The 23,602-nt window shown below is 66.2% G+C and carries 21 protein-coding genes and 1 pseudogene; 12 read left to right on the forward strand and 10 right to left on the reverse strand.

Annotated elements, in window-relative coordinates; genetic code table 11:
• Positions 1 to 476 precede the first annotated feature (476 nt).
• From E0H73_RS46315 to E0H73_RS42020, 3 genes are all read right to left on the reverse strand, one after another.
• Positions 477 to 818 (reverse strand): ferredoxin reductase domain-containing protein, encoded by a 342-nt coding sequence (locus E0H73_RS46315; RefSeq protein WP_165556091.1) that lies wholly within the window; start codon positions 816 to 818, stop codon positions 477 to 479.
• Positions 793 to 1,788, reverse strand: a complete 996-nt coding sequence (locus E0H73_RS42015; protein ID WP_131366292.1) for a ferric reductase-like transmembrane domain-containing protein — start codon at positions 1,786 to 1,788, stop codon at positions 793 to 795. The genes E0H73_RS46315 and E0H73_RS42015 overlap by 26 nt, the downstream gene beginning before the upstream one ends.
• A 429-nt stretch (positions 1,789 to 2,217) precedes the next feature.
• The gene (locus tag E0H73_RS42020) at positions 2,218 to 3,048 is read right to left on the reverse strand and encodes an alpha/beta hydrolase (RefSeq protein WP_131366294.1); all 831 of its coding nucleotides are present in this window, start codon (positions 3,046 to 3,048) and stop codon (positions 2,218 to 2,220) included.
• A gap of 346 nt (positions 3,049 to 3,394) precedes the next feature.
• Between E0H73_RS42020 and E0H73_RS46320 the strand changes: the two genes are divergently transcribed.
• The 4 genes and pseudogenes from E0H73_RS46320 to E0H73_RS42035 all read left to right on the forward strand — a co-directional run bounded on the left by E0H73_RS46320 (position 3,395) and on the right by E0H73_RS42035 (position 8,116).
• Positions 3,395 to 3,568: a hypothetical protein gene (locus E0H73_RS46320; RefSeq protein WP_165556092.1), complete on the forward strand. Its 174-nt coding sequence runs from the start codon at positions 3,395 to 3,397 to the stop codon at positions 3,566 to 3,568.
• A gap of 258 nt (positions 3,569 to 3,826) precedes the next feature.
• The gene (locus tag E0H73_RS42025) at positions 3,827 to 4,591 is read left to right on the forward strand and encodes a hypothetical protein (protein ID WP_238164620.1); all 765 of its coding nucleotides are present in this window, start codon (positions 3,827 to 3,829) and stop codon (positions 4,589 to 4,591) included.
• A gap of 134 nt (positions 4,592 to 4,725) precedes the next feature.
• A pseudogene (locus tag E0H73_RS42030) lies at positions 4,726 to 5,776 on the forward strand (IS630 family transposase).
• A 492-nt stretch (positions 5,777 to 6,268) separates the two neighbouring features.
• Positions 6,269 to 8,116 carry a sialidase family protein gene (locus E0H73_RS42035; RefSeq protein WP_131366298.1) on the forward strand — a complete coding sequence of 616 codons (1,848 nt, stop codon included), beginning with the start codon at positions 6,269 to 6,271 and terminating at the stop codon, positions 8,114 to 8,116.
• A gap of 279 nt (positions 8,117 to 8,395) precedes the next feature.
• Here E0H73_RS42035 and E0H73_RS42040 read toward each other — a convergent pair whose 3' ends face one another.
• Positions 8,396 to 8,857 carry an SRPBCC family protein gene (locus E0H73_RS42040; protein WP_131366300.1) on the reverse strand — a complete coding sequence of 154 codons (462 nt, stop codon included), beginning with the start codon at positions 8,855 to 8,857 and terminating at the stop codon, positions 8,396 to 8,398.
• Positions 8,858 to 9,461: 604 nt separating this feature from the next.
• Here E0H73_RS42040 and gvpJ point away from each other — a divergent pair.
• The 5 genes from gvpJ to E0H73_RS42065 all read left to right on the forward strand — a co-directional run bounded on the left by gvpJ (position 9,462) and on the right by E0H73_RS42065 (position 13,796).
• Positions 9,462 to 9,758 (forward strand): gas vesicle protein GvpJ, encoded by a 297-nt coding sequence (gvpJ, locus tag E0H73_RS48685; RefSeq protein ID WP_238164621.1) that lies wholly within the window; start codon positions 9,462 to 9,464, stop codon positions 9,756 to 9,758.
• A gap of 723 nt (positions 9,759 to 10,481) precedes the next feature.
• The gene (locus tag E0H73_RS42050) at positions 10,482 to 11,198 is read left to right on the forward strand and encodes a DUF4118 domain-containing protein (RefSeq protein ID WP_165556094.1); all 717 of its coding nucleotides are present in this window, start codon (positions 10,482 to 10,484) and stop codon (positions 11,196 to 11,198) included.
• A gap of 150 nt (positions 11,199 to 11,348) precedes the next feature.
• Positions 11,349 to 12,038: a phosphatase PAP2 family protein gene (locus tag E0H73_RS42055; RefSeq protein WP_131366306.1), complete on the forward strand. Its 690-nt coding sequence runs from the start codon at positions 11,349 to 11,351 to the stop codon at positions 12,036 to 12,038.
• 510 nt (positions 12,039 to 12,548) lie between these two features.
• Complete coding sequence (locus E0H73_RS42060; RefSeq protein ID WP_131366308.1) at positions 12,549 to 13,229, forward strand: fibronectin type III domain-containing protein; 681 nt, start codon at positions 12,549 to 12,551, stop codon at positions 13,227 to 13,229.
• Positions 13,230 to 13,301: 72 nt separating this feature from the next.
• On the forward strand, positions 13,302 to 13,796 hold the full coding sequence (locus E0H73_RS42065; RefSeq protein ID WP_131366310.1) for a GyrI-like domain-containing protein: 495 nt from the start codon (positions 13,302 to 13,304) through the stop codon (positions 13,794 to 13,796).
• Positions 13,797 to 14,000: 204 nt separating this feature from the next.
• On the opposite strand, the gene E0H73_RS42070 is transcribed toward E0H73_RS42065, so the two are convergent.
• Positions 14,001 to 15,056: a lipocalin-like domain-containing protein gene (locus tag E0H73_RS42070; RefSeq protein ID WP_131366312.1), complete on the reverse strand. Its 1,056-nt coding sequence runs from the start codon at positions 15,054 to 15,056 to the stop codon at positions 14,001 to 14,003.
• 8 nt (positions 15,057 to 15,064) lie between these two features.
• The gene (locus E0H73_RS42075) at positions 15,065 to 17,257 is read right to left on the reverse strand and encodes an MMPL family transporter (protein ID WP_238164622.1); all 2,193 of its coding nucleotides are present in this window, start codon (positions 17,255 to 17,257) and stop codon (positions 15,065 to 15,067) included.
• Between the two features lie 186 nt (positions 17,258 to 17,443).
• Between E0H73_RS42075 and E0H73_RS42080 the strand changes: the two genes are divergently transcribed.
• The gene (locus E0H73_RS42080) at positions 17,444 to 18,664 is read left to right on the forward strand and encodes a sensor histidine kinase (protein WP_131366314.1); all 1,221 of its coding nucleotides are present in this window, start codon (positions 17,444 to 17,446) and stop codon (positions 18,662 to 18,664) included.
• On the forward strand, positions 18,661 to 19,341 hold the full coding sequence (locus tag E0H73_RS42085) for a response regulator transcription factor (protein ID WP_131366316.1): 681 nt from the start codon (positions 18,661 to 18,663) through the stop codon (positions 19,339 to 19,341). The genes E0H73_RS42080 and E0H73_RS42085 overlap by 4 nt, the downstream gene beginning before the upstream one ends.
• A gap of 335 nt (positions 19,342 to 19,676) precedes the next feature.
• On the opposite strand, the gene E0H73_RS42090 is transcribed toward E0H73_RS42085, so the two are convergent.
• The 3 genes from E0H73_RS42090 to E0H73_RS42100 form a co-directional block, all read right to left on the reverse strand.
• Positions 19,677 to 20,045, reverse strand: coding sequence for a hypothetical protein (locus tag E0H73_RS42090; protein ID WP_131366318.1), 369 nt, complete (start codon positions 20,043 to 20,045; stop codon positions 19,677 to 19,679).
• Between the two features lie 152 nt (positions 20,046 to 20,197).
• Positions 20,198 to 21,439: a low temperature requirement protein A gene (locus E0H73_RS42095; RefSeq protein WP_131366320.1), complete on the reverse strand. Its 1,242-nt coding sequence runs from the start codon at positions 21,437 to 21,439 to the stop codon at positions 20,198 to 20,200.
• 19 nt (positions 21,440 to 21,458) lie between these two features.
• Positions 21,459 to 22,025, reverse strand: a complete 567-nt coding sequence (locus E0H73_RS42100) for a TetR/AcrR family transcriptional regulator (protein ID WP_131366322.1) — start codon at positions 22,023 to 22,025, stop codon at positions 21,459 to 21,461.
• 77 nt (positions 22,026 to 22,102) lie between these two features.
• Here E0H73_RS42100 and E0H73_RS42105 point away from each other — a divergent pair, with 77 nt between their 5' ends.
• A complete protein-coding gene (locus E0H73_RS42105; RefSeq protein WP_131366324.1) occupies positions 22,103 to 22,570 on the forward strand; it encodes a nuclear transport factor 2 family protein in 468 nt (155 codons plus the stop codon).
• Between the two features lie 6 nt (positions 22,571 to 22,576).
• Here the strand turns inward: E0H73_RS42105 and E0H73_RS42110 are convergent, their stop codons facing one another.
• Positions 22,577 to 23,599: an MBL fold metallo-hydrolase gene (locus E0H73_RS42110; protein ID WP_131366326.1), complete on the reverse strand. Its 1,023-nt coding sequence runs from the start codon at positions 23,597 to 23,599 to the stop codon at positions 22,577 to 22,579.
• Positions 23,600 to 23,602: the final 3 nt, after the last annotated feature.

Below are 23,602 nucleotides of genomic sequence, written 5' to 3' on the forward strand. Positions count from 1 at the left end.
ATCAAGGGCCAGCGGCCGCGGACCGCAGCCTCAGTTTCCTAGCCCCCATGTCGCACATCAGGTGGCGCAGATCCGTCGCACATCAGGTGGCACTAGGCAGGCGATGTGAGCCCCGTTCGAGCACGATCGCGCGCCGAGGTCAGCGAGTCCCCCTTGCCCGCACCGCCGCGCGTGACATGGCTCGTGACATGAAATTGCGTCAAACAGAGTGGACTGAGACAGCTCAAGGTCTTCTAACCCGAGCCTCCGGAGTCTGGAGCTGAGCGGCGTGGCGAGTGGCGGGCTCGCACAATCCCTGGTTGCGGATTCGAGCGCTCGGTGGGTGACGTCGAACGGCACCAGCCCCAGAGTGACTGCGGTTGTTTGGTTCAGTTCTGGATGGCGGCGAAGGCGAGGCAGGCGAGGAGCAGCAGCACGCTGGTAATGAGCGCGATACGGGTCAGGTAGACGTGGCGCACGGGATCTCCTTGCCTGCTTCAGACCCAGTCGAAGCGTTCGGTATGGATGTGGTCAGCCGGCGCGCCGATTCCGACCAACGCGTTCTCTACTGCTGCGAGCATGGGGACGGGGCCGCAGGCGAAGTACTGGAACCGCCGGAAACGTGCGGGCAGGTGGCGGACGAGGATGTCTCCGTCGATGTATCCGGTCTCCCCGGTCCAGTCCAGCGGCGGCTGCTCGAGCACGTGTACGACCGTGAGGTTCAGCCGAGTGGTGACCTCGTCGATGCGATCGCGCAGGATGATGCTGTCCCAGTTGCGGTTGCCGGCGAACAAGACAACGGGGCGGACGTCGTCACGGTCGGCGAGCGTCTCGAGCATGCTCAGCGCGGGCGCGATCCCGACTCCACCGGCGATCAGGCAGAAGCCGGCGCCTTCGTACTGGTCGATCGAGAACACCCCGTGGGGTCCGTCCACATAAACCGCGGTCCCTGGCTTGACGGATGCGACGCCGGAAGAGAAGTCCCCCGCGGCCTTGATGGCAACCTCGAGGCTGCCGTTCCATCTCGGCGCTCGAACAGAACGAGAACGGGTGGGAGGTAACCGAGAACGGCGATCTGCCGACCGTGATCCACGCGAACTGGCCGGGTTCGAATCGCATGCCGTCATGACCGTTCGGGCTCAGCGTGAGCACTGTCGTACTGTCACGGTCCGGCGTGACGCGCTCCACCGTCCACGGCCGCCGCCGGATTCGCAGTGGCCGAAGCAAGCGCACCCACACGAGCAGCCAGAGGAATGCCGCGGTCATGATCGACCACAGCACCTGCTTCCAAATGCTGTCGACGTAGTAGTTCACCAACAGCACGTGTACCAAGGCCGCCAGGACCGCGATCACTGCCAGTACGGCGTGCAGGATCTGCCACAACTCGTAGGACAGTCGTAGCCGACGTCGCCATACCGAACTGGCCACCAGGAGCACCAACGCGGCCGCCGCGATCCCTCCGAACCAGACACGCGCGGGTGTATTGCTATCCGTGAACGGGTTGGCCTCGCTCCAGTCGGCGGAAAGCGCCACGTGAATCAGGACGAAGAGCAGGCCCGTGTACCCGATCTGCCGGTGGAAATCGATCACCGCGTCCGTACCGAAGGGCTCCGCGACGGTCTTGACCCGAGCCACCAGCGCGAACTCGATCCCCATCAGAGACAACCCGACGAAGCCAAGAGCAACGGAGAAGTCGGTCCAGAAACCCTGCCCCGGTTGACTCGTACTCATCAGCGCGAACACCAACGGCGCCACACAGATACCGACGAATACCCCGAGCCACGCGATCCCGCGCACGATCGGCGTCATAACGCCGCCACTTCAGGTACGGCGCACGCCGCGCACACGACTACGACGACGGACATGAACACTCCCGGGCAACAGCCCCACCTCGGTCATGCCTGATCATGCGAAAGCGCCAGCAGTCTACCAACGCCCCGCCGTACCACCACGAAACCTGACCCCCGCGCGCCAGGACGACAGGCTCGAATCGCCAAGCCGACAAGCTAGGTGCTCGCGGCCACTCCCTGCCCGCCTCCGAGGTCGCGTCAGTCGCGCTCGGTCACGAGCTGACCGAGCTGCACTCGACTGCCACGAGAATCATCTGTGGTCCACACACCTGCGGATCATCAACGTTGGCCCGGGCTGCGTCCGGGACCGCCTCACCGCCAGATCACGAGCTACGGCTCGACTACAGGTGCTCCACGACAGGTAACATGCGCGCGACTAACCCTCGGGCTAGGTTCGTGCGTTGCGCACGGCCCAGTCGAGTGAGTAGTCCGCAACCTCTTCCCATCCGTCCTCGGAGAAGGTGGAGTGGGAGCGGTCGGGATACTCCTTGAGCTCGGTGAGCGCGCCGGTCTTCTTCTGGATCTTGTAGGCGGCGCGGGTTGATACCGCGGGCACGGTGTGGTCCTTGCCGTTGGCGAGGAACAGCAGCGGCGCGCGGCTCGAGTTGTGCCGGTTGATTCTCGTCACCGCGTGCGGTGTGAAGTTCGCGAGCGCCGCCTGGAAGAGCGTGCGCCCCGGCCCGGGCACCGCGAGCCTGTCGTAGATCGGTCTCGACTCCTCGAGTGTGCGTGTGTTGGTGAAGCCGTAGTGGAACTCCTCCGGCGTGAGCATCTGGGTCCGGTGGCGGTTGGCTGGGTTCTTCAGTGCCACCGACGCGACCTTGGCCTGGGCGACGGGCAGGACGTACACGCCTTGGATCTGTGCAGGGCTGATCGCCACGGCCGAGGCGCCGAGGCCGCGGTCCAGCAGGAGCTGCGTGATGAGGCCGCCGAACGAGTGGCCCATAATGACCGGCGGGGCGTCGAGACCGCGGATGATTCGGTCGTAGTGGTCGGTGATCTCCTTGATCCCGAGTCGCTCGTACTTGGAGGTGTTCTGGCGAACCTCCTCCACCGTTCCCTCGAGTCCCGGCCAGGCCGGTGCGAGCACGGTGTGGCCGTTCGCCTCGAAGCGCTGCTTCCAGTCTTCCCAGCTGAGCGGGGTGAGCCAAAGGCCGTGAATGAGGACGATGGTCGGCTTCTGCGCCGCCGGAGTGGCGTCGGGTGTGTTCGTGGTCATGGCGCTCCGATCCGGGGGGAGGGTGCGAGTACCAACGCCAGCTCAAGGCGTAAGCGAACCCAGTTCGGCCCAGTACTTTCGGCGTCCGCTGTCCGCGCTGTGGCCCTCGCCGCTTGTGCCCCACTGGTGCTCGGCGACGTACGGGACGCGTAGGTACCACTCGTCGGCCTGGCGCAGCCCGTCCCCTAACCAGATTGGTCCGGTCCGCCGGGACAGGCATCACCCGGTGCGGGTGAGACGACGCGCAAACCCGCGACTGGACCATGCTTCGTCCCGAAGGCAGCTGTCCGCGCTAGCAAACGGGTACTCGAGAGCTACTTACGCCGATCAGTCGAAGGAGCATTCGATGTTCGCGATCATCGCCGCTGTGATCTTTGGGCCGGCGCTCATTCTGGACTGGTCCAACGCCGACATGAGTGATGCGTTCACACCTCAGACATTGCTGATGGCTGGGTTGTTGTGCATCGCGCTGCGCCCGGCCGACGTTGGGGCGGGCCGGCGATGGGGCCGGCGTCGGTGACCGTCGTCCTGCCCGTTCTGACCCGTCTGCTCGAACTGGAGCTACGGATCTAGTGTCATGAGTCATTAATTCGCCGTTAGTTGACACTCTGGTGGGTGCCGAGTCCCAAGGTTGAACCGGTGGTCCGGACTGACGAGAAACGTCGGGTGTTGGTGGGGTCGTCGGCGGAAGACGTCTCAGGTGTTGGCGGTGCGGCGCGGATCACATTGCGGTGTGCGGATGGCGGCACGATCGGTCGGGGTCGCTGAGGACGTGGGCGTGTCGCGGGACATGGTGGTGTTTGCGGCTGCGCAGGGTTGGGCGTGTGCGATGCTGCTCGCCGTGGGGAGCCGCGACGATTACGGGTACGGGTGGCTGTTCGGCCTGGTCGATCCCGCCCCGGCGGTCCGCGCTGCTGCCCTTCGCCGCCGCGAGGCGGACGTCAGTGACTGGCGGGATGCCCTGGATCGCTGCAACGCGGCGTACTGGGCCAACGGCGGCAGTTTCGACTTCTCGGATTCACCGGCCCTGAGGGCGGCGAGGGACCAGGCCGAGGCCGCCATGCGGGAAGCCCGGGGCCGTGGCTTCGCTGGCATCCTGTCGGAATTCATCACCGAATGCCGGCCTTTCGGCCGCCGGGATCCCACCGCTCTGCGCCGTCTCGTGCCGTTCGCCGTGCTCTTCTTACAGTGGGAGGTCGCCTACCCGCAGGATTGGTGTTCGCCGTGGCCGCCATGGGGTCTCAAGAAGGACGTCCTACGGGGCCTTGCCAGTATCGAGGTACCCCGAGACTCGCGGGCGGCGCTGGTCGAGTTGGTCGTGGCTGCGGTCCGCCGCGAGCACCGCTGCGAGGACCGCGGGTTTGTGCTGTTGGCGCGCCGACTGGACGGGCCTGACCTGCGCAATCCGGTCGCCCAGTGCCTTGACTCGCCCGACCCGATCGTCGGCCTGCGAGCAGGCTTCCTTCTGGATGTCCTCGCCGATCCGAGCATGCCCGCGACAGTCGCAAGCTGGAAACGCTGGCTGGCATCAACCGCCACGTGACGCCCACGTGACGACACCCTCGCCGCCTCTACTGCAGCCGAATCAACGGCTCACGACACATATGTCTTGAGTCAATAATTCGAGGCCAGTCGGAAGGCTGTGGTGATGCCGAGCCCGAAGGTTGATCCGGTGGTGTGTCCGACGAGGAGCGGTCGGTCCTGGCCGGGTGGGCACGGCGACGGAAACGTCGCAGGCGTTGGCGTTGCGGGCCCGGATCGTGCTGCGGAGTGCGGACGGCGGCACGATCGGCGAGGTCGCCCACGACGTCGGGGTGTCGCGGAACATGGTGTCGAAGTGGCGGTCGCGGTTCCTGGCCGATCGGCTGGACTGATTGTCCGACGGGCCGCGTCCCGGCCGGCCGCGGACAATCACCGACGATCAGATCGAGCAGGTGATCACCAAGACGCTGGAAACCACGCCGGGTGAGGACACGCATTGGTCGACCCGGTCGATGGCTACGAGCACCGGTACGTCGCAGAGCGCGGTGTCGCGGATCTGGCGGGCGTTCGGGCTGAAGCCGCATGCGGTCGAGACCTGGAAGCTGTCGACCGATCCGTTGTTTGTCGACAAGGTCCGCGACGTCGTCGGGTTGTATTTGAGCCGACCGGAGAACGCGTTGGTGCTCGCGGTAGACGAGAAGTCGCAGATGCAGGCCATCGACCGGACCGCGCCGATCCTGCCGATCATGCCAACCACGCCGGCGCGGATGACCCACGACTACGTGCGCACGGCACGACCAGCCTGTTCGCGGCCTTCGATGTCGGCAGCGGTTCGGTGATCGCCCAGCACAGCCGCCGGCACCGTTATCAGGAGTTCCTGCGCTTCTTGAAACTCATCGACGCCGCCGTCACGAAGTACCTCGACCTGCATCTGGTGCTGGACAACTACGCCACCCACAAGACCCCCAAGGTGAAGGAGTGGCTGATCCGCCACCCGAGATTCCACATGCACCTCACCCCCACCAGTAGTTCCTGGCTGAACCTGGTCGAGCGCTGGTTCGCCGAACTCACCAACCGCAAACTGCGCCGCTCCGCCCACTGCAGCATCACCGAACTCGAAGCCGACGTCCGCGCCGATCACGAATGGAACGCCGACCCCAAATCCTTCGTCTGGACCAAGACCGCCGACCAGATCCTCGACACCCTCGCCCCACACTGCCAGCGAATTAACGACTCACGACACTAGGACTCGTAGCGGTGAATGAGTCCCAAATACTCTCAGGTGTCAGCCGTGGAGTCGCTCGAGAAACAGGTCGTCAACGTCGGCGCTGTTCCCGATGCTCGGATATCGGCTGGATGACAGCCGGCCCCTCCGCGAGCACGAGAACGGGGAGCACCGGGCAGCCGCGCTGGCGGAAACAATCACCGAGGCCGATTGGCCAGTCGATGCAGAGGGGTGGACGCCTCCGCGTTGCCGGGGCGGGGTGGGGTGGGGTTTGCGGTGAGTTTCCGCCCTATGATCACGCAATCGCATCGGGTGTCTGCGTTCGGTGACGGTCCAGGGTGGCATGCGGGTGATCGCTGCAGATTTGCGGTCGCGAGGGCTTGTCAACCGGCGTGGACCGGAGTTGCGTGCCGTCTGTAGCCGTAGCTCGGGGGAACTGACCGTTCAGGTCGGAGAGGTTTGCCCGTGGGCGTGGCCGGATCGGCTGCTCGCCCTGGGCGAGAGGAGGAGCCCATGCGTAAGCGGGTGTGGGTAGGGATCATCGGTGCGGCGGCGCTGCTGGTGGTGCCGGCGGGGAGTGCGAGTGCGCTGAACCCGGACACGCTGATCACCGTCGGGAGTCCGAGCTCGCCATTCTCGGCGAACAAACAGAACGAGCCGGCGGTGGCGATCGACGCCAACCACACCGGCGTTCTGGCCGCGGGTGCGAACGACAACATCGACATGGAGGCCTGCAACGCGGGTCCCGACAACGACTGCCCGTTCACCGACGGAGTCGGCGTTTCGGGGGTCTACTTCTCGTTCGACAGCGGTACGTCATGGATCCAGCCGGCGTACACGGGTTGGAGCGCGCGCAACTGCGTCGGCGTACCCGGCAACAGCGACCCGCCCTGTGCCCCGCAGGTCGGTCCGATCGGCACCTTGCCCGGGTACTACGAGGCCGGCCTGGTCTCCGACGGCGACCCGGCGGTGGCGTTCGGTCCCGTCTACCGCAACGGCACCTTCTCGTGGGCGAACGGATCGCGGCTGTACTACGCGAACCTGACATCGAACTTCCCGGGCCGCTCGGCCTTCAAGGGATTCGAGGCGATCGCGGTGTCGCGGATCGACGGACCGGCCGCCACCGGACTGACCCAGGCCATCGTGTCGAACCAGGCCAACTGGAAGGCGCCGGTCATCGTCAGCAAGCAGAATGCCGCCCTGTTCTCCGACAAGGAGCAGGTCTGGGCCGACAACGCCTCGTCGAGTCCGTTCTTCGGGCACACCTACATCTGCTCGGCCGCCTTCCGGAGCGTGCCGAGCGCCGCACAGCCGTTGGTGGTGGCGACGTCGACCGACGGCGGTGACAGTTGGACCACGCGGCAGGTCACGCCGGCGGCGAACAACCCGACCAGCCCGCAAGGATTCGGCAGGTCCGGCTGCACCATCAGAACCGACAGCCATGGGGTGGCGTACGTGTTCGCCTACCAGTTCGCCGTCGGATCCCCGGGCAACGGCTTCCAGATCATGTCCAAGTCCGTCGACGGTGGCCGGCACTGGACCAAGGCCCAGCCGATCTTCTCGGCCACCGACCTGTGCACAGGCTTCGAGCCGTCGATCGGGCGGTGCGTCGAGGACGGCATCGGCGGCGCCCGCGACGACCTCGGCCCGTCCCCGAGTGTGGACATCGCCAACGGCGCTCCGACCGGTGCCGATGCGACCAACCGGATCGTCGACTCGTGGGCCGACGGCCGCGACGGCCTCAACCACGAACACGTGATGTTCTCCACCTCGACCAACGGCGGCAGCACCTGGACCGGTCCCAGGATCATCGAGACGGCCGGGGACCGCGGCTACTACGCCGCGCCGGCGATCTCGCCGAACGGGACCGACGTCTGGGTGGTGTACAACGCGTTCACCACGCCGTTCCGCAACGACACGTCGTCGCCGCGGAACCTCGTCGGCGTCGTCAAGCACGCCGACGTGGCAGGTGGTGCCGTCGGTGCCTTCAGCGAGATACACCGAAGCCCCGGTGGTGACCCGAGGGGCAGCAGCCAGAACAATCTGGCCGCCGAGTTCCTGGGCGACTACGTCTACGCCGCCGCCACCCGGACGTACGGCGCTGCCGTCTGGAACGACACCCGCAGGGCGGCCGACTGCCCAGCTATCGACGCCTACCGCCTCGCGCTGCACAACGAGGCCGTGGCAGCCGGCGGCCCGGTGGCCGATCCCGAGGAACCACGCGGCGAGGAGGACGCAGTACATCAAGCCTTCAAGACCCAGGAGCCGGACGCCGTAGCCCCGCCCGTCCAGGCCGTGTGTCCCGCGACCTTCGGCAACTCCGACATCTTCGGCGGAACCTACGCCGACCCGACCCCCTAACCCCCAACCGACCTTAGGGGGCTGCACCGGCAGCCCCCTCAAGGTCGCGGTCCGTCATCGTGGGCATCGAGGGCATGTCAGCGCAGGACAGCGCAACGACGATCTCGCCTCAAACCAGGCCATCTGACTGAGCTGTGCCAGGCTCAACGCCGGCGTTGGCACTCTCGTGCCCGACGCTAATGGGCGGTACTTGCCCGACTGCTACGACATCGGCCACGTGCTCATCGGCTGACTCGACGGGTTCGTCGAGGAGCTGGCCGCGCTGCGCCGCTTCGGCGGTTAACGCTCGCTTCCATCCGAGCGGGCGGCCCCGTCGGCGGCAGCCAGCATGTCGGTGAAGGTCCGCGTCAGCATTCTGTCCAGCAATGGACCTGCGATTCGGCCGAGTGCGCCACCCCTAGGTAGGTAGCGATAGTCGAACGTGGCCAGCGTGCGGTCAGCATCGGGCTCGAGTGTGAGGGTGGACTCGGCGTGCTTGAACGGCACCGCGGCGCTCGGCAGGTTCTGTGTGTCGATCCTGCGACCCTCTTCCCAGATGGTGACAGTTTCATCCATGGTGCCGATCGGCTTCAGTTCAACGCGCCGGCGAGCGCCCACACCGCTTGTCTGGCCGCCGATGGCTTTCGTTGCCCGGAGCCCACTCCAATGGCTCGCGAGATTCGGGAAGTCGGCGAACAGCGCCCACACAGCATCAGTGGACGCCACCATGCGACGTTGTACTCTGATGTGCCGTTCAGGCATGAGGCCACCCCACGTGTCCTCCTGGGCTCTCGGCCAGGTCCCTGTTCGCATCATCGACCCCGCAGATCCGGCCGCGCAATCCCCCCGCCTTGTCGCGAATCCTTTCGTTGGCCCGGCGAGGACTGGCGCCCCCGGCGCCGCATTTTGGAGACACGCAGTGGGCAGAAGCATCAGACCCACGCACGTCGTCCCGGACTCGGTGAGCGACGAGAGCTTGCGCCTGGTCAGCGTCCTGCCCGGAAGGGTTTGGCCGCTGGGTACCAGCCGTGTCTCTTCATGATTTGGGTGGATCGGGGACTGCCCGTTCGTCGCGGAGGCCCTGCTTCTCGTGTCGCCCATGCGGCACCGAGACCCCACGCGGGGCCTTCGTCATCATCGCCGACCCCCGAAGGACAGTAGACGCTGGTGCCCCCGGCGTATGCGCCTGCATGTGCCGGGATTACACGGGTACCGAGGCAGCGATCCCCTGTTGCGACGATGTAGATCGACGCGCAGATCAAGTAGTGCACGTTGACGTGAAGGCAGGCCAATGACCCTCTCAGCCCCAGGTCCCCGCCGCTCCGGGGGCTATCTCGAGCGCCCCGCGCCGAGCAGTCTCGCGGACGTGATCGACAGCATCCTCGACAAGGGACTCGTCATCGACGCCTACGTCCGGGTGTCTCTGGTCGGGATCGAGCTGCTCACCATCGACGCACGCATCGTGGTCGCGAGTGTCGACACCTATCTGCGCTTCGCCGAAGCCACGAACCGCCTCGACCTTTACGAGAAGGGCGGCACAGACCTTCCGGAACTCCTGGCCGAAACGACCGAGAGAGGCTTCGAGACCGCGGCGCGCGGTCTGGCCCACAAGGCGATAGACGGTCTGCTTGGGCGAGACGAGACCCGCGAGGATCGCGGATAGCTCGGACCCGGCGGCCGAGAGAACGGCGAGCTTGTCACCGATATGCGGGCGTCCGTGCATCAGTCATGGAGTAGCTGGGCACCATCTGAGCAAGCCTTTCAGGAGTCCTGGAACCAGAGCATGGACGGGCTGTCGTCGGCTCGGCACTGGAACGGGCAAACTCGTCGCGAGGGGCTGGCGAGGAACCGGCCGGGCCGGCGACCACATGCTGCTCAGTCGCCACCGTCGCCGCTCTGCACGTCGCCCAATCATCCCCTGACCTGCACGTTTGGTGGGTGCCCCCGGCTGTTCGACGCCTTCGCCGGTACCACGAAGGTCGAGACTCGGACCAGGACCTTGCGAACCCCTGATTCGGGGCTTCACTTCGGCGACCCGAATCTTGTCGGCGGGATCGACCGCATCCGCGTGACCGTGTGCTCGAACGAACAAGCCCGCCGTACTGCGAACACAGCAGAACTTCTGGAGGTAGGCGAAATCGAGGCGGCGCGTTCCCCATCCAGGAGGGCGATATCACCCCGCCTCGACTGATCAGTGCCCGTGACCACGGGGAGTCGGCCGTCCTGTCGACCGGACGGCCCATTGCTATCGACCATCGGTGTACGTACGAGCATGACAGGCACGTGGGTCGCACGGGTTGGGCCCGAGCCATGATGCTTCGCGACGACGAAGCATCATGGTGGGATGCGACTCCATCTCTCCGAGCGATCCCGTACGGCAGTCGTCGTGGGAGCCGGCGCCCTTCCGGCGCTGATCTGCGCGGCGATGGTGCCATTCCGCGCACGCATCGAGAACACCAGCACCGCCTTCCTGCTCATCCTCGTCGTTGTGGCAGCTGCGGCCACCGGCGTCCGATGGGCAGGAGTCGTCGCCGCCGTGTCCGGTACGGCGTGCTGGGCCTTCTTCCTCACTCAGCCATACCAGCAAATCACCATCACCTCCGGGGCGGACGTCGAGACGGCAGCACTACTTACGCTCGTCGGCATCGCGGCCACACAGATACTCTGGAGCCGACGTAAACGCCAGACGTGTGCCGATCGGCAACAGCTCTACCTGAACGGGATTCTCCGTACCGCAGGCATCGTCGCGGCCGGAAGCTCTCACACTGAGGGTGTGATTGAGCATGTCGCAGATCAACTCGTCGAACTCCTGGGTATCGACGACTGCTACTTCGACAGCGACACACGAAACGAAGCCCCTGCCGCCCTCGTCCGCGACGGCACGGTCATTCGCCGGGGACGAGATCTGGCTGTCGAGCGATACGGATTGCCTACCGACTGCGAGATCGAGCTTCGAGTGCACCACAACGGCATCACCTGGGGCCGCTTCCTCATCGTCGCGTCGACCCGGGTAGCGCTTCCGTCGCTTGCGCAACGGCGGGTCGCAGTCGCCTTGGCCGACCAAGTCGGCGCAGCCCTGGCCACGCAGAACAGATCTTGGTGACCTCGACGATCCATTCGTCCGGAGACTGCCTCCGTAGGCGGCGTGGGATGCCGACTCGATCCCGACGTTGGGTAGCCCGCTCCTGAGCGTTGCGCGGAACTCAGCGGTTGGTGGCCAGAATGGGAGCATGAAGGCACTCGAGGCGGCTGGATGACGCCGGACAGGAGTCTCAGGAGGATCGCCGTACCGATTGCAGGGGCGATCGTCCTCGTCGCTGGAACGCTCGGCGTGATCGGCTTGGCCGACGCGGCAACCGAGTCCGATGGTCTGGCGGCGTTCGACCCTGCTCTGACTGCGAACGCAGTGTCACGCCGCACCCCGGCGTTGACTGCCGTCGCCCGCACTCTCACCTTCATCGGCAGCACCCCTGTGCTCGTCATTCTCACGCTGGCCGCAGCGCTGCTGCTGTGGCGCTGGACCTCGAGCCTCCGGGGACCGGCCGTGCTGATCCTGGCCATGATCGGCTCTTCCACCCTGACATACGTGCTGAAGACACTGGTCGGGCGCAAGCGACCCGATGTGACGGTCGTACTCGGGCCGGTCGAGGACACCTTCGCGTTCCCATCCGGCCACACACTGAACACGACGGTCTTCTTCATCACGTTGGCCGCCCTTGTCTGGGGGCGGCTCCGGTCTCTGCGAAACAAGATTCTGATCGCGGTCTTCGCGGTGACGCTCAGCATCGGAGTCGGCTTCAGTCGTGTCTATCTCGGTTACCACTGGGCGACGGATGTGCTCGCAGGATGGACGGTGGCACTGACCTGGCTGTCGATCGTCCTGTCCGTCGCGTACTTGACTGCTCCCAGTGGTGACGCTGCGCCACCCCCTGACCGGCCATGACCCGACTGACCCGCCACCTGCATGAACTTCGGTGTACGGGACGGATCGAGCCCGGGGGAATCGGCCGTCAGTGCGTGGGCGCGGAGGCTTGATCGCGAGGCAGATGAAGTATGGCCCGAAGGGGGTCAGCTGCACCCTTGGCTGGGAGGTCATCTCGAATCGCCCGGCGGTGTTTCGCCTGCCTCGGAGGGGTTTGAGTTTAGCGTCGGGCATCTCGCGCGGAACCGGCCAGTTATGCAGGCTCATCGGCCAGCAGGACCCGGATCGCCGCGCCACGTCCAACGGCACGCTGTCGTGGTTGGTGCTCCAGTCCCAACCGAGCGCCATGTCGCCTGGCGCTCAACTCCGGCACCTGGCTGGTGTCAGGTGCCACCCGGTCGGGTCCACCGACGGAGTCTGCCACGGCGTTTCGATCAGAACCGTTGAACCGCATGGCGGCGTGGTGCGTAAACGCTACTGGTCCCGACGGTCGCCCAACCCCGGCGGCGGTCATGAGCGAAGGAGTCCTGGATGACTTTGACAGCGCGGGTCTGGCGAGGTTTTGGCGCGGTTCTGCTGCTGACGGCAGGTGCAGCACCAAATGCGATGGCGGTGCCAACGGACACCACACCACCGACGGCACCGGACAACCTCCACGCGGTGAGCATCACCGACACGGACATCGTGCTGGCCTGGGACAAGTCGGCGGACAGCAGCGGGTCCGTGAGCTATGCCCTGTTCTTCGACGACAACCCCACCCCGTTCTGGGTCAGCGGAACACAATTCGACGTACACACGAATGTGGTGATCGGCATGATTCCCGGCACCACACACACGTTCCAGGTGCGCGCGGAGGACTCCTCGGGCAACGCCTCCTTCAGCAACAAGCTGACCACCTCGTTCGCCCCGGGAGACGACACGGCACCGACCGCACCGGACAATCTGCAGGTCGTGAGCAACAACTCGAACGGAATCGTGCTGGCCTGGGATCCGTCCATCGACCAGTCCGACGTCATCTACTTCGTCGACGGAGCGCCGTGCTCACCGCACCACGCCGGCAGCGCAACGACACTGCTCGTAGGATCCCTCGCCACGGACCCGGTGTGCGGCATCAGCCCCGGTTTCACCTACACCTTCTCGGTCCGAGCCCAGGACGACATCGGCTTCAACTCCCCGTCCAGTAACACCCTCAGCGTCTTCTTCAACGGCTGAACGCTCCCGGGCTCCGGAGAAGCGACACCGATGATGCAGAACATCGATCCGTAAGGAGACTGAGCAGTGCAGATGAGCGAGCCGACAACGATCAACCGCGAACCACGGCCGTATGCCGCAATCACCGCGACCGCTCCGATGAGCCGAATAGGTAGCGACCTGCCGCCGTTGATCGGTGAGGTCTTCGGCTGGCTCGCAGCGCGGAACATTCCGCCGGCCGGCGTGCCGTTCTTCAAGTACAACGTGCTCGACATGGAGCGCGAACTGGAGGTCGAAGTCGGCGTGCCAGTAGGAACCGAGGTGACCGGCGACGCGCGTGTGCGCGGCGGCCTGCTACCGGCCGGACGCTATGCCACCCTCCACCACGTGGGGCGCCCCGACACCCTCTTTGACGCCACCACCGCTTTGATCGGCTGGGCGCGCGAGCAGGGACTGGATTGGGATGTATCGACCATCGCCGGCCAGGAGCGGTGGGCCGCTCGCCTCGAGGAATACACCCTCGGACCTGAGGACACACCCGACATGGACAAGTGGGAAACCGACCTGGTGTTCAAACTCTCCGACTGAAGCGCGACCACGCGAGCTGCCCGTCGGTATGCCGCCTCTGGCGAGTCCGACTCTGGATTGCACTACCTGTCGAACACGTTCACGAACGATCGGTCGACGCCTCAGGGTGAGCCGGAGATCGTGTCGGCCCGCACCGGACCGGCCCGACAACCGACAAAGTTGCCGAGGGCACATATCCCTACCTCGCGGATCCACCATGAAGTGCTATCGCCAGTTGCCGTTCTGTTCGACGTACGCCTGGCCGGTGACAGGCTTGCCCCGGTACCGTCCGGTGACGCTGGAGGCGCCTTCGTAGGTGCCGCCAAAGGCTCCCAGTCGTTCCTGCGCCTGCGGCTGGGCGATGACGGTGAGGCTGGCATCAAGTGCGGGGATGTTCACGGTCCATCGGGTGCCGTACCGATTCCCGGTGGTCGGGCTGGTCCAGGAGCCGGACGTGGTGTCGGCGAGCGGTTCCACCGCAACAACCTCATGGGTTCCGTCCGGGTGGAGCACTGTCGCGTACGGGAACTCGCGCCCCTCGGCGAACAGGTCCCAAAGGTTGACCCGGTCGCCGTTGGACAGTTGCAGGGGCATCCAGGTCCATTTGTCCATGGTGCTCCAGTCCCAACTCCCCCATTGGCGATCCAGCCATGACTCCCCGGTCACCGGATAGGCACGGCTGTTCAGCTTGAGCGTTCCCTTTGTCGCGAGGCTGGGCAGGGAATAGTAGTAGCTCGTGCCGCCAAGAAAGGGCATCAGTCCGGTGCCGTTGTTGTACAGCGCGGGTCCCCTGGCGCTGAGCGTCAGGTCGATTTCGCCGACCGGCAATGTGGCCTGCAGGCGCATGGCGTCCATCGGCCCGGACAGTGTCGCCGATGGCGTCCGTATGTCGAGCTCAGTGGCGGAGAATCTCGTCTGGTCAGGTGAGTAACTCAGGTTCTTGGTGTAGTACGCGCCAGTTGTCTTGTCAGTGATGGAGGCTATGGCCTGCGGTTGCTTACCGCCGCCGATCGTGACCTCGTAGCCGAACCGGTGGCCATGGGCGTTGACGTGGCCGACGATGTACCACCATTCCTGGAGTGCGTCCGGATGCGCCGCCTGATCGGCCGGCAGCTGCACGAACGTCGGAAAGGCGGGCGGTGCCGTGGGCCTGCCGGCGCTCGCTGTGCCAGAGCCGGTCTCGGTCCCCGCACTGGCCCCCGACGTGGCGGCGCCGACCAACGTCGCGCCGAACGCCAAGATGGCGATTGCGACGGCGAACCGACGGTGCTGTCTTTGCATGGCTGTCCTCACCTCTTGTTGTAGGCGCTGGAACGTGCGTCAGACGTGGCCACGGTCACGGTGGGGGTGGCGTCAGGACTGGCAAGTGTCTGCCCGTCGGGCCGGCCTTCAACGTGCAGCCGGGGCAGCCATCGGTCGAGCAAGCGAGGCAGCCGCCACGCCGTGGGGCCCAGCAGCCGCATCACGGCGGGTACGACCAGACAGCGGATCACCAGGGCATCGAGCAGTACGGCGGCCGCCATGGCGAAGCCGGTCTGCTGCAGCATGCGGTCGGGGAGGAGCGCGAAGGAGCCGAAGACCACGAACATGATTGCGGCAGCCGCGGTGATGACACCGCCGGTATGGGCGAGGCCCTCGCGGACCGCGTGCTGTGCGTCGCCGGTGCGGAGCCACTCCTCACGCATGCGGGAGAGCAGGAAGACCTCGTAGTCCATCGAGAGACCGAAGACGATGGCGAAGATGAACACCGGCATGAAGGCCTCGATCGGGCCGGAATCCGCCCAGAAGCGACCGTCCTGGTAAACCAGCTTCATCGCGCCGAGTGCGGCGCCGATCGAGAGCACGTTGAGGGCGGCGGCCTTGAGGGCGATGGCGATCGATCGGAACACGCTCATGAGCAGCAGCCCGGACAAACCGATGACGACAACCACGAAGAGCGGGAAGCGGTCGGAGATTGCCTGCGAGTAGTCAACGTTGGCTGCCGTTGATCCTCCGACCAGGGCGGCCTCGCCGAGGTCGTTGCGCAGAGCGGTGACCAGGTCCGCGGTGGCCTCGTCCTGCGGTCCGGTCGTCGGCTGGGCGCGGATCAGAAAGGCGTTGTCGCCCAAGGACATGGGCGGGCTGACTCGGTCCGGCACAACGCCGGGATGGTCCACGAGGTGCTCATGGGCTGCCCCTGCCGCGGCCCTGGAGCCTTGGGCCACGACGTACAGGGGACCATTGGCCCCGGGTCCGAGCTTGTCGCTGATCAGGTCGTACGCCGCCCGTGTCGTCGTGCCTTCGGCGTCGTTGCCGGCGTCGTTGAACCCGAGGTGCATGTCGAGCGCCGGCGCAGCCAGCGCGCCGAGGGCGATCACCGAGACGACCAACGCCTGCCACGGTGCCCGCTGCACGAACCACGCCCAACGCCGCCACCGCTCGCCGGGGCGCCGGGAAGACTTCGCCGCGTGCTTGCGCACCCGAATCTCGATCCTCTTGCCGAAGAGCGTCAGCAGGGCCGGCAGCAGGGTCAGTGAGGCGACCATCGTGACCAGCACGGTGAATGCGACTGCGGTGACAGTGCCCTCGAAGGCGGCGATGCCGAGTGTGAACATGCCGAGAAGTGCGATGATCACGCTTGCTCCGGCGAAGAGGACCGAACGCCCGGCGGTGTCGAGCGCCCTCGTGGTGGCCGTTGCTCGGTCGGCGCCGTCCCTCAGCTCGCTTCGGTACCGGCTGAAGACCAGCAGCGCGTAGTCGATGCCGACGCCGAGCCCGACCAGCACCAACAAGGACGTGGTGTAGTCGGGGATCGTGATCAGGTGCGAAATCAGCGTGACCAATCCGAGGGTGCTGCCGACGGCGAAGAGCGCGGTGATCAGCGGCAGGCTCGCGGCGAGGAGCGATCCGAAGAGGAAGATGAGGACCACGAGCGCCGCCAGCAACCCAGCGCCCTCCGCCCCGCCGCCTCCACCGCGCTCGACCTTGCGAATCCCCACCCCGGAGAGCTCGACCTGCAGGTCGTTCGACGCGTGCGACTTCGCGACCTTGATGAGCTGCTGATAGGTCGCGGCAGGTGCGGCCGCTCGCTCGCCGTCCAGGGCGACCTCGACCAGCGCGAGCGTGCCGTCGGCGGAAACCGTACCCTGCCGGGAATCCGGCGCACTCACTGCTTCCACATGGTCGATCGCCATCAGCTCATTGGTCAGTGCCACGAGGTTCGCGTCGGTGGCCCATCCCCGCTCGTCGTGGAGCACCACGGTGACGCTGTCTCCCGTTTGGTCGGGAGCATGTTGCTCAAGCAGGTCGGCCATCTGCTGTGACTGGGTGCCGGGCAGTGAGACATCGCTGCCATCCCCGTAGTCCGCGCCGACGGCGCGGGCCGCGATGGTGACACCCACCAGGAGCGCGATCCAGGCGACCAGAGCAGTCCAGTGGTGCCGCTGGGAGAAACCGGCGAACCGCTGCATGCGGGTGTGGTCGGCTCGGGAGAGGTCGTTCACGAAGCCTCCATCGGTGGATTGACTCCGTCGATCGTGGCCTGCCGGGGACCCCGGAGTCGTCCGTCAGGGGATGCGAGCAGCTACGCATCCCGACGTACCTCCCGGTCTGCGGCCTACGCGTTTCGTCGTATCCCGGCGCGCTCCTGGTCGGAGGTCGGAACGCTCGCGGGGACCTATGATCACGACATGCCCATCAGCGCCCGATTGCTTCGCCTGCCATCGTGGGCGCTTGATGTGCCGATTGCGGTCTTCGTCACGGTGATGCAGGTTCAAGGAACGGTGTACCGAACGTCGGAGGAGCCGTCGACGGTGGTGCGTCCGCTCGCCGATCTCGGCAATCTGGGCTACGCGCTCCTGATCGTCAGCGGCGCGGTCGTGGCTCTGCGGCACCGTTGGCCGGCGATGGTATTCGCCGTCACAGGGCTGTGCAGCCTGGTGTACTACACGCTCGACTTCCCCGACGGCCCGGGCTGGCTGGGGCTCTTTGTTGCCATCTACACCCTGACCGCACTCGGTGACGGCAGACGCTCGCTGATCATCGCGACGGCGGGAATCTCGGTCCTGACGGTCGCCTGGTACGTCGCGGCGGCGAACATCGAGCCACGCGCGGCGATCGGCTGGGTGTTCTTCCGGATCGGCGCTTCGGTGATGAGCGCCGCCCTCGGCGAGTCGGTCAGGTCGCGCCGGGTCATCGCGGCCGATGCGCTCGCGCGCGCCGAACTGGCGGAGCGGACCCGCGAGGAGGAGGCACGTTCCCGGGTCGACGAGGAGAGGTTACGGATAGCGCGCGAGGTCCACGACACCGTTGCGCACGCGATCGCGATCATCAACGTCCAGGCCGGCGTGACCGCGCACGTCCTGGACAAGCGGCCGGAGCGTGCCCGCGAGACGCTGGAGGCGATCGAGCACACCAGCTCGCAAGCGCTACAGGAGATGCGGACGATCCTCGGCGTACTCCGCGACGATCACGACGGCCGCGAGCCCGACATCGGACTCTCGCGGGTCGATGACCTGGCCGCCCAGGCGCGCGATGCCGGATTGGACGTGACGCTTGAGGCGGCGTCTCCGACGGCCCCGATCCCGAGCGTAGTCGGCAGTGCGGTGTACCGGATCGTCCAGGAGTCGCTGACCAACGTGATCCGCCACGTCGGGCCGACGCGCGTCACGGTCGCCGTGGAGTACGGCTCGAACGCCGTTGGGATACGGGTGACCGACGAGGGACGCCGGGCGAGTACGACGGCGTCGGCGCAAGCCGTCGCCCCGGGCGCGCCCGGGCGCGGGCTGCTCGGCATGCGGGAGCGGTGCCAGCTGCTTGGCGGAGAGCTGGATGCCCGGCCTACGGTGCTCGGCGGTTTCGAAGTGATCGCGCGACTTCCACTGGCTCCGACCGGTTCGGTGCCCGCATGAGCGCGCCACCACGCATCCAGCCGATCCGGGTGCTGCTCGTCGACGACGAAAGACTGGTCCGGTCCGGGTTCAGGGTCCTGCTCGATGTCGACGACGACATCGAGGTCGTGGGTGAGGCGACCAACGGCGCCGAGGCCGTGGAGCAGGCGCGGGCCACCCGCCCAGACGTGGTACTCATGGACATCCGCATGCCGAGAATGGACGGTATTCAGGCAACGCGGGAGATCGCATCGACCCGAGGGCTCGAGGATGTCCACGTGCTCATCCTGACCACCTACGACACCGACGCGTACGTCTTCGAGGGTTTGCGAGCCGGAGCCAGCGGGTTTCTCCTCAAGGATGCCGGCCCCGCCGAACTCCTCCACGGCATCCGGGTCGTCGCCGCCGGCGAGTCATTGCTGGCGCCGCGTGTCACGCGGCGCCTGATTGCGCAGTTCACCGAGCGCCGAGCCGCGACCGAGATCGCGACTGACCGCCTGGCAGTGCTGACCGATCGCGAACGAGATGTCCTCGCCTTGGTCGGCCAGGGACTGAGCAACCATGAGATCGGCGCCAAGTTGTTCCTCAGCCCTGCGACAGCGAGAACCCACGTCAGCCGCGCGATGGGGAAGCTCGGTGCCCGGGACCGGGCGCAACTCGTTGTTGTCGCCTATCAGACCGGCCTCGTCAGTCCGTAGCCTGCCCTGCGCGCTGTCGGACTGTCGGACGGCCTGGTGGAGTACGTCGATACCGGCGGCGACGGTCCCGTCGTCAGGCGAGAAGCCTGGCGAGATCCTGCACGCCGGTGAATGCCCGGACAGGCCGATGAGCGGTCCTCCACTAAGCGGCGATCGGGTCCGCAGTGTTGACATATCCCCATATGGAGATATGTTCGAGTAGTGGCCCGCGCCTCGACAACCCCATCGGGAACCCGAGGTAGTTCCGATCAGGCTGCCGACGCTTGATCAACCGAATGGCGAGCAGTGGACGCGGTTGTCAAGCAGAGATTTGACTATCAAGCCATCGCTTGGAGTCAGCGGACATTCGAGGCGCCGCGGAGCGCTCCCACCACGACGGGGAGCAGCAGTTGCTCGATCTGCCGCTCCGACTTGCCGGCAACCTCCGCGCCGAGCGGTGCCAGAGCCAACCAATTCAGGAGACCGGCCGCACACCGGGTACGGAAGTTCAGTTCTGCCCTTCCGACGCCCGGGAGTTTCGCCGTCAGCACCGCCACCGCATCCTTGCGCGTCCGGTCGAACTTGGCGGAAAGGCGGCCCCAGCCCTCCGGCGGATCGGTCGCCACGCGGGCAACGGTTCGCATGATCGCCAACTCGTCCCCGCCGGCCGCCAGGGCTCGCACCATCGGACGAGCGAACGCCGACGCCAACTGCTCGATCGACACCCCCTGCCGCTAGCCCGCCACGACGCGCAGCAGTAGTTGCTCGATCTGGCGCTCGGGAGCGCCCGGTCGGGTGATGTAGCTAGCTTTCCCGGTCGAGGTCGTTGGCCAAGGCGACCTTCTGACCTCGCCGCACAACCAACCCGGATCCTGGATCAGGCGCTGAGTAATGCTTCGGTCAGGTGGCGGTGGCCTTTGGTTTCGAAACCGACAACGGTGACGGCCGGAGCGACCATGACGACGACGAGACACCACGGTGTGCTTGCGCCGAGTTCTGCGCAGATCACGGCCAGGAGGATGACGCCTGCCGTTCCGGCGAGCAGCAGCAGGTGGAACGAGTCGCGCTGGCGCAGGAAGGCCCAGTAGATCGCGTAGAGGGCGAGAATGTAGATCGCAACCGGGATCGCAACGGTCAGGACGGTTTCGGTCCGGCCGAGCTTGGCGGCTCCTTCGACGAAGTACGCCGCGACGTGCAGACCTGCGCCGGTCGCGGCGACTGAGCCGAAGAGCAGGAAATGACCGAGCCCCCACGCCCTGGACCGATTCCGGTGCCGGCGGAGTACGTCACCCCAGGGCACGGCGAAGTACATCCACCACAGGCCGAAGGTCAGGCCGATTCCGGCCACTGCCAGCAGCGCGGCCTCGAAGGTCCAGCCGTGCCCGCCGTGCACCAGGGCATTGACTGCCATGACGGTACCGAGAACACCTTCGCCAAGGGTGATCAGCAACAGCAACCCGTGCCGCTCGGCGATGTGGTGTGCATGCCACGGCGTTGGAGTACGTCGCTCCGCCAGCACGGGACCGGCCAGTTCGAGAACGAACAACGGGAGCCCGATCGCGAAGTAGAGCCAGACCGGTAGGTCCAGCAACGCCAGCGCTACCCAACCCAGCTGAGCCAGACCGATGGTCCAGATGTACTTGCGTGCCGCCGGTGCCCGCTCGGGATCGTTGCGCCCGGCCAGCCACCACAGGAACAGCATCGACAGTCGCATCACGACGTACCCGAGCACCATCACGCGGACGTCGATCGCCTCGCCGCGGTCGACGGACGCGAACATGTCCGGCAGCCCGAGTGCGAGCACGATCACGCCCACCATCTGCACCATCGTGGCAACCCGGAACACCCAGTCGTCGTTGTCGTACGCCGACGCGAACCGCGAGTAGTTCATCCAGCACCACGTGACGGACACGACCGCGAGACAGAACCCGCCGACCGCCGCTCCGGTGTGCTGCTCGGCCAGATAGTGCGCCAGTTCGTTGGCCGCCGTGCCGAAGGCGACGACGAAGGTCAGGTCGTAGAGCAGCTCCAACGGCGTCGCAGCCCGGTGCACCTCCTCCGGATCACGCCCCGCCAACGGCCGATGCCGATGATCCCGACCTTCGGTAGAACCGGTCATGAGCTACCTCCTCCTACCGTCAGTGCCACCACGCCGGTGCGCAGGCGACCACGGCATCCACAAGCTCGTCACGGCTGAGTCGGTCGTCCGCTAGCCAGGCCTTGATCGCACCGGCGAAGCCGTGGGAGACGAACTGAGCCATGAGTTCGCGGTCACCGTCCGGAACATTTGCCGAGGCGGCCATGAAGGCCAGGCTGTAGTCGCTGAAGTGTCGGACGAGCGCGTCGTAAACACCACGATCGGCCGGGTTCTCGAGCGTTTGCCGGTAGATGCCGGCGAAGCGTACGACGTGATCGACGATGGCGCCGGTGGCCCGGCGGAGCGCCTCATCACTGCTCAGCCCTTCCTGCGTCCTCCACTCATCCTCGTGCCGGTAGAGCTCCGCGAGGTCCGCGTCGAGCACCGCCAGCAGAAGCTCGAGCGGACTGCGGAACCGGTGGTAGAAGGTCGGTCGGGTGACACCGGCGGTCTGGGTCAGCTCCGCAACGCTGATCCGCGACACCGGCCTGCCGGAGGCAAGCCGTAGTACGGCGTCTTCCAGGGCGCGATCGGTTCGCGCCATCCGCGCATCCGGTCGGTCGCTCATCAGTCTCCTCGAGGTCTTGCGCTGCCGGCATCGTCCGCTACTTTACAGATGTAAATTAGCAGATGCGAGGAGCTGCCATGAGGTCGCACACCACCCTTTCAGCCGAAGATGCCGCCGACCGCCTGGCGATCCGTGAACTGTTCGACGCCTACGCCCACTGCGCGGACCGCCGGGACGCGCAGGGACAGATGGCACTCTTCACCGAGGACACCCACTTCGTCGTCCACATGGACGCGACGTCCGCGGAACCGACGCAGGAGCTGCGCGGACGCGACGCGCTTGCTCCGGTGTTCGACAACCTCAACCTGTACGCTGCCACCACCCACTTCAACGGCCAGAGCACGGTCGTTGTCGACGGCAACCAAGCTACCGGCGAGAGCTACACGATCGCCCATCACGTGACGATCGGCGACGACGGCCGCCGTACCTTGATGGTCGCGTCCATCCGCTACCTCGATCGGTTCACCAAGCTCGACGGCACCTGGTACTTCGCCGAACGCAAACTCCTGGTCGACTGGACCGAAACCCGTCCGATGTCCGGCTGAGGCTGGTCAGGGATAGATCTGTGAGCCGACCCCCATGTCGAGACGAACAGATTCGAGGATCAGGAAGGTTGTGGTCGCGGTGTAGACATCGGCCGCGGCGAGGACGCCGAGGTACTTCTTGATCACCGGGTCGGAGGCGTACTTCACCTGGGCAGCCTGGTACTCCTTCACCGCTGCCCAGGCGTTGTTCCCGTACTTCGCGAAGTACGGCGTCGGGTCGACGTTGGCCAGCGCCAGCTTCACGTTGGCGACAATGTCGTCGATGTACTGCCGGTGCACGACCATGTCCTGCCGGGTTCCGAGCCGGCCCATGTGCCCGCCGATGTAGTGCTTCCACGGATAGGAGAGCGCCTTGCCGGGCGCTGCCATCGACCCGGGCACATCCTCGTTGATGTTGAAGAAGTCGAACGGCACCCACCCGGGCAGGTTTACGTCGACCAGCATGAGCGTGTCGTGGTCCGGGAAGTGGATGTAGATGTTGTCAGGCGTGTGGTTCGTGCCGTGGTACGCCAGCTCGATCCGCTCGCCGCCGACCCGCAGTGTGCGCCGGCTCTCGAAGGTCACGTCCGGCACCGGCCGCATCGGATCGTTGTCCCGGGCAAGCAGCCGCTTGTTCTCGGCGTGCCCGACCCGGGTGACGTGCTTGCCGAACAGCGACGAGGCGCCGAGATGATCTGCGTGGTGGTGCGAGTACACGATGTGCGTCACCTTGTTCGGTACGCCGTTCGCAGCCGCGATCTCGTCGATCGCGCGCTGCAGGTTGTGACCGATCGACGGTGGCGCGTCGAACAGCACCACCCCGTCCTTCGTGGTCAGGAACGCCGCCTGGTACGTGCTGTCCGTGACCCAGTACAGGTTCTTCTGCACCCGGCCGACGTAGTAGCCCTGCGCATTGACCGCGGGGCCGAGCGCGGACGGCGGGATCGGCGCGTAATCGGGCAGCGTATCGGCGCTCGCGGGCAGCTCGCCGAGCATCGGGATCGCAGCCAGCGCGGCCCCACCCGCGAGGAAGGTACGACGATTCGTCATTGC

Origin of the sequence: Kribbella pittospori (assembly GCF_004331465.1) — a bacterium.
GTDB lineage: Bacteria > Actinomycetota > Actinomycetes > Propionibacteriales > Kribbellaceae > Kribbella > Kribbella pittospori.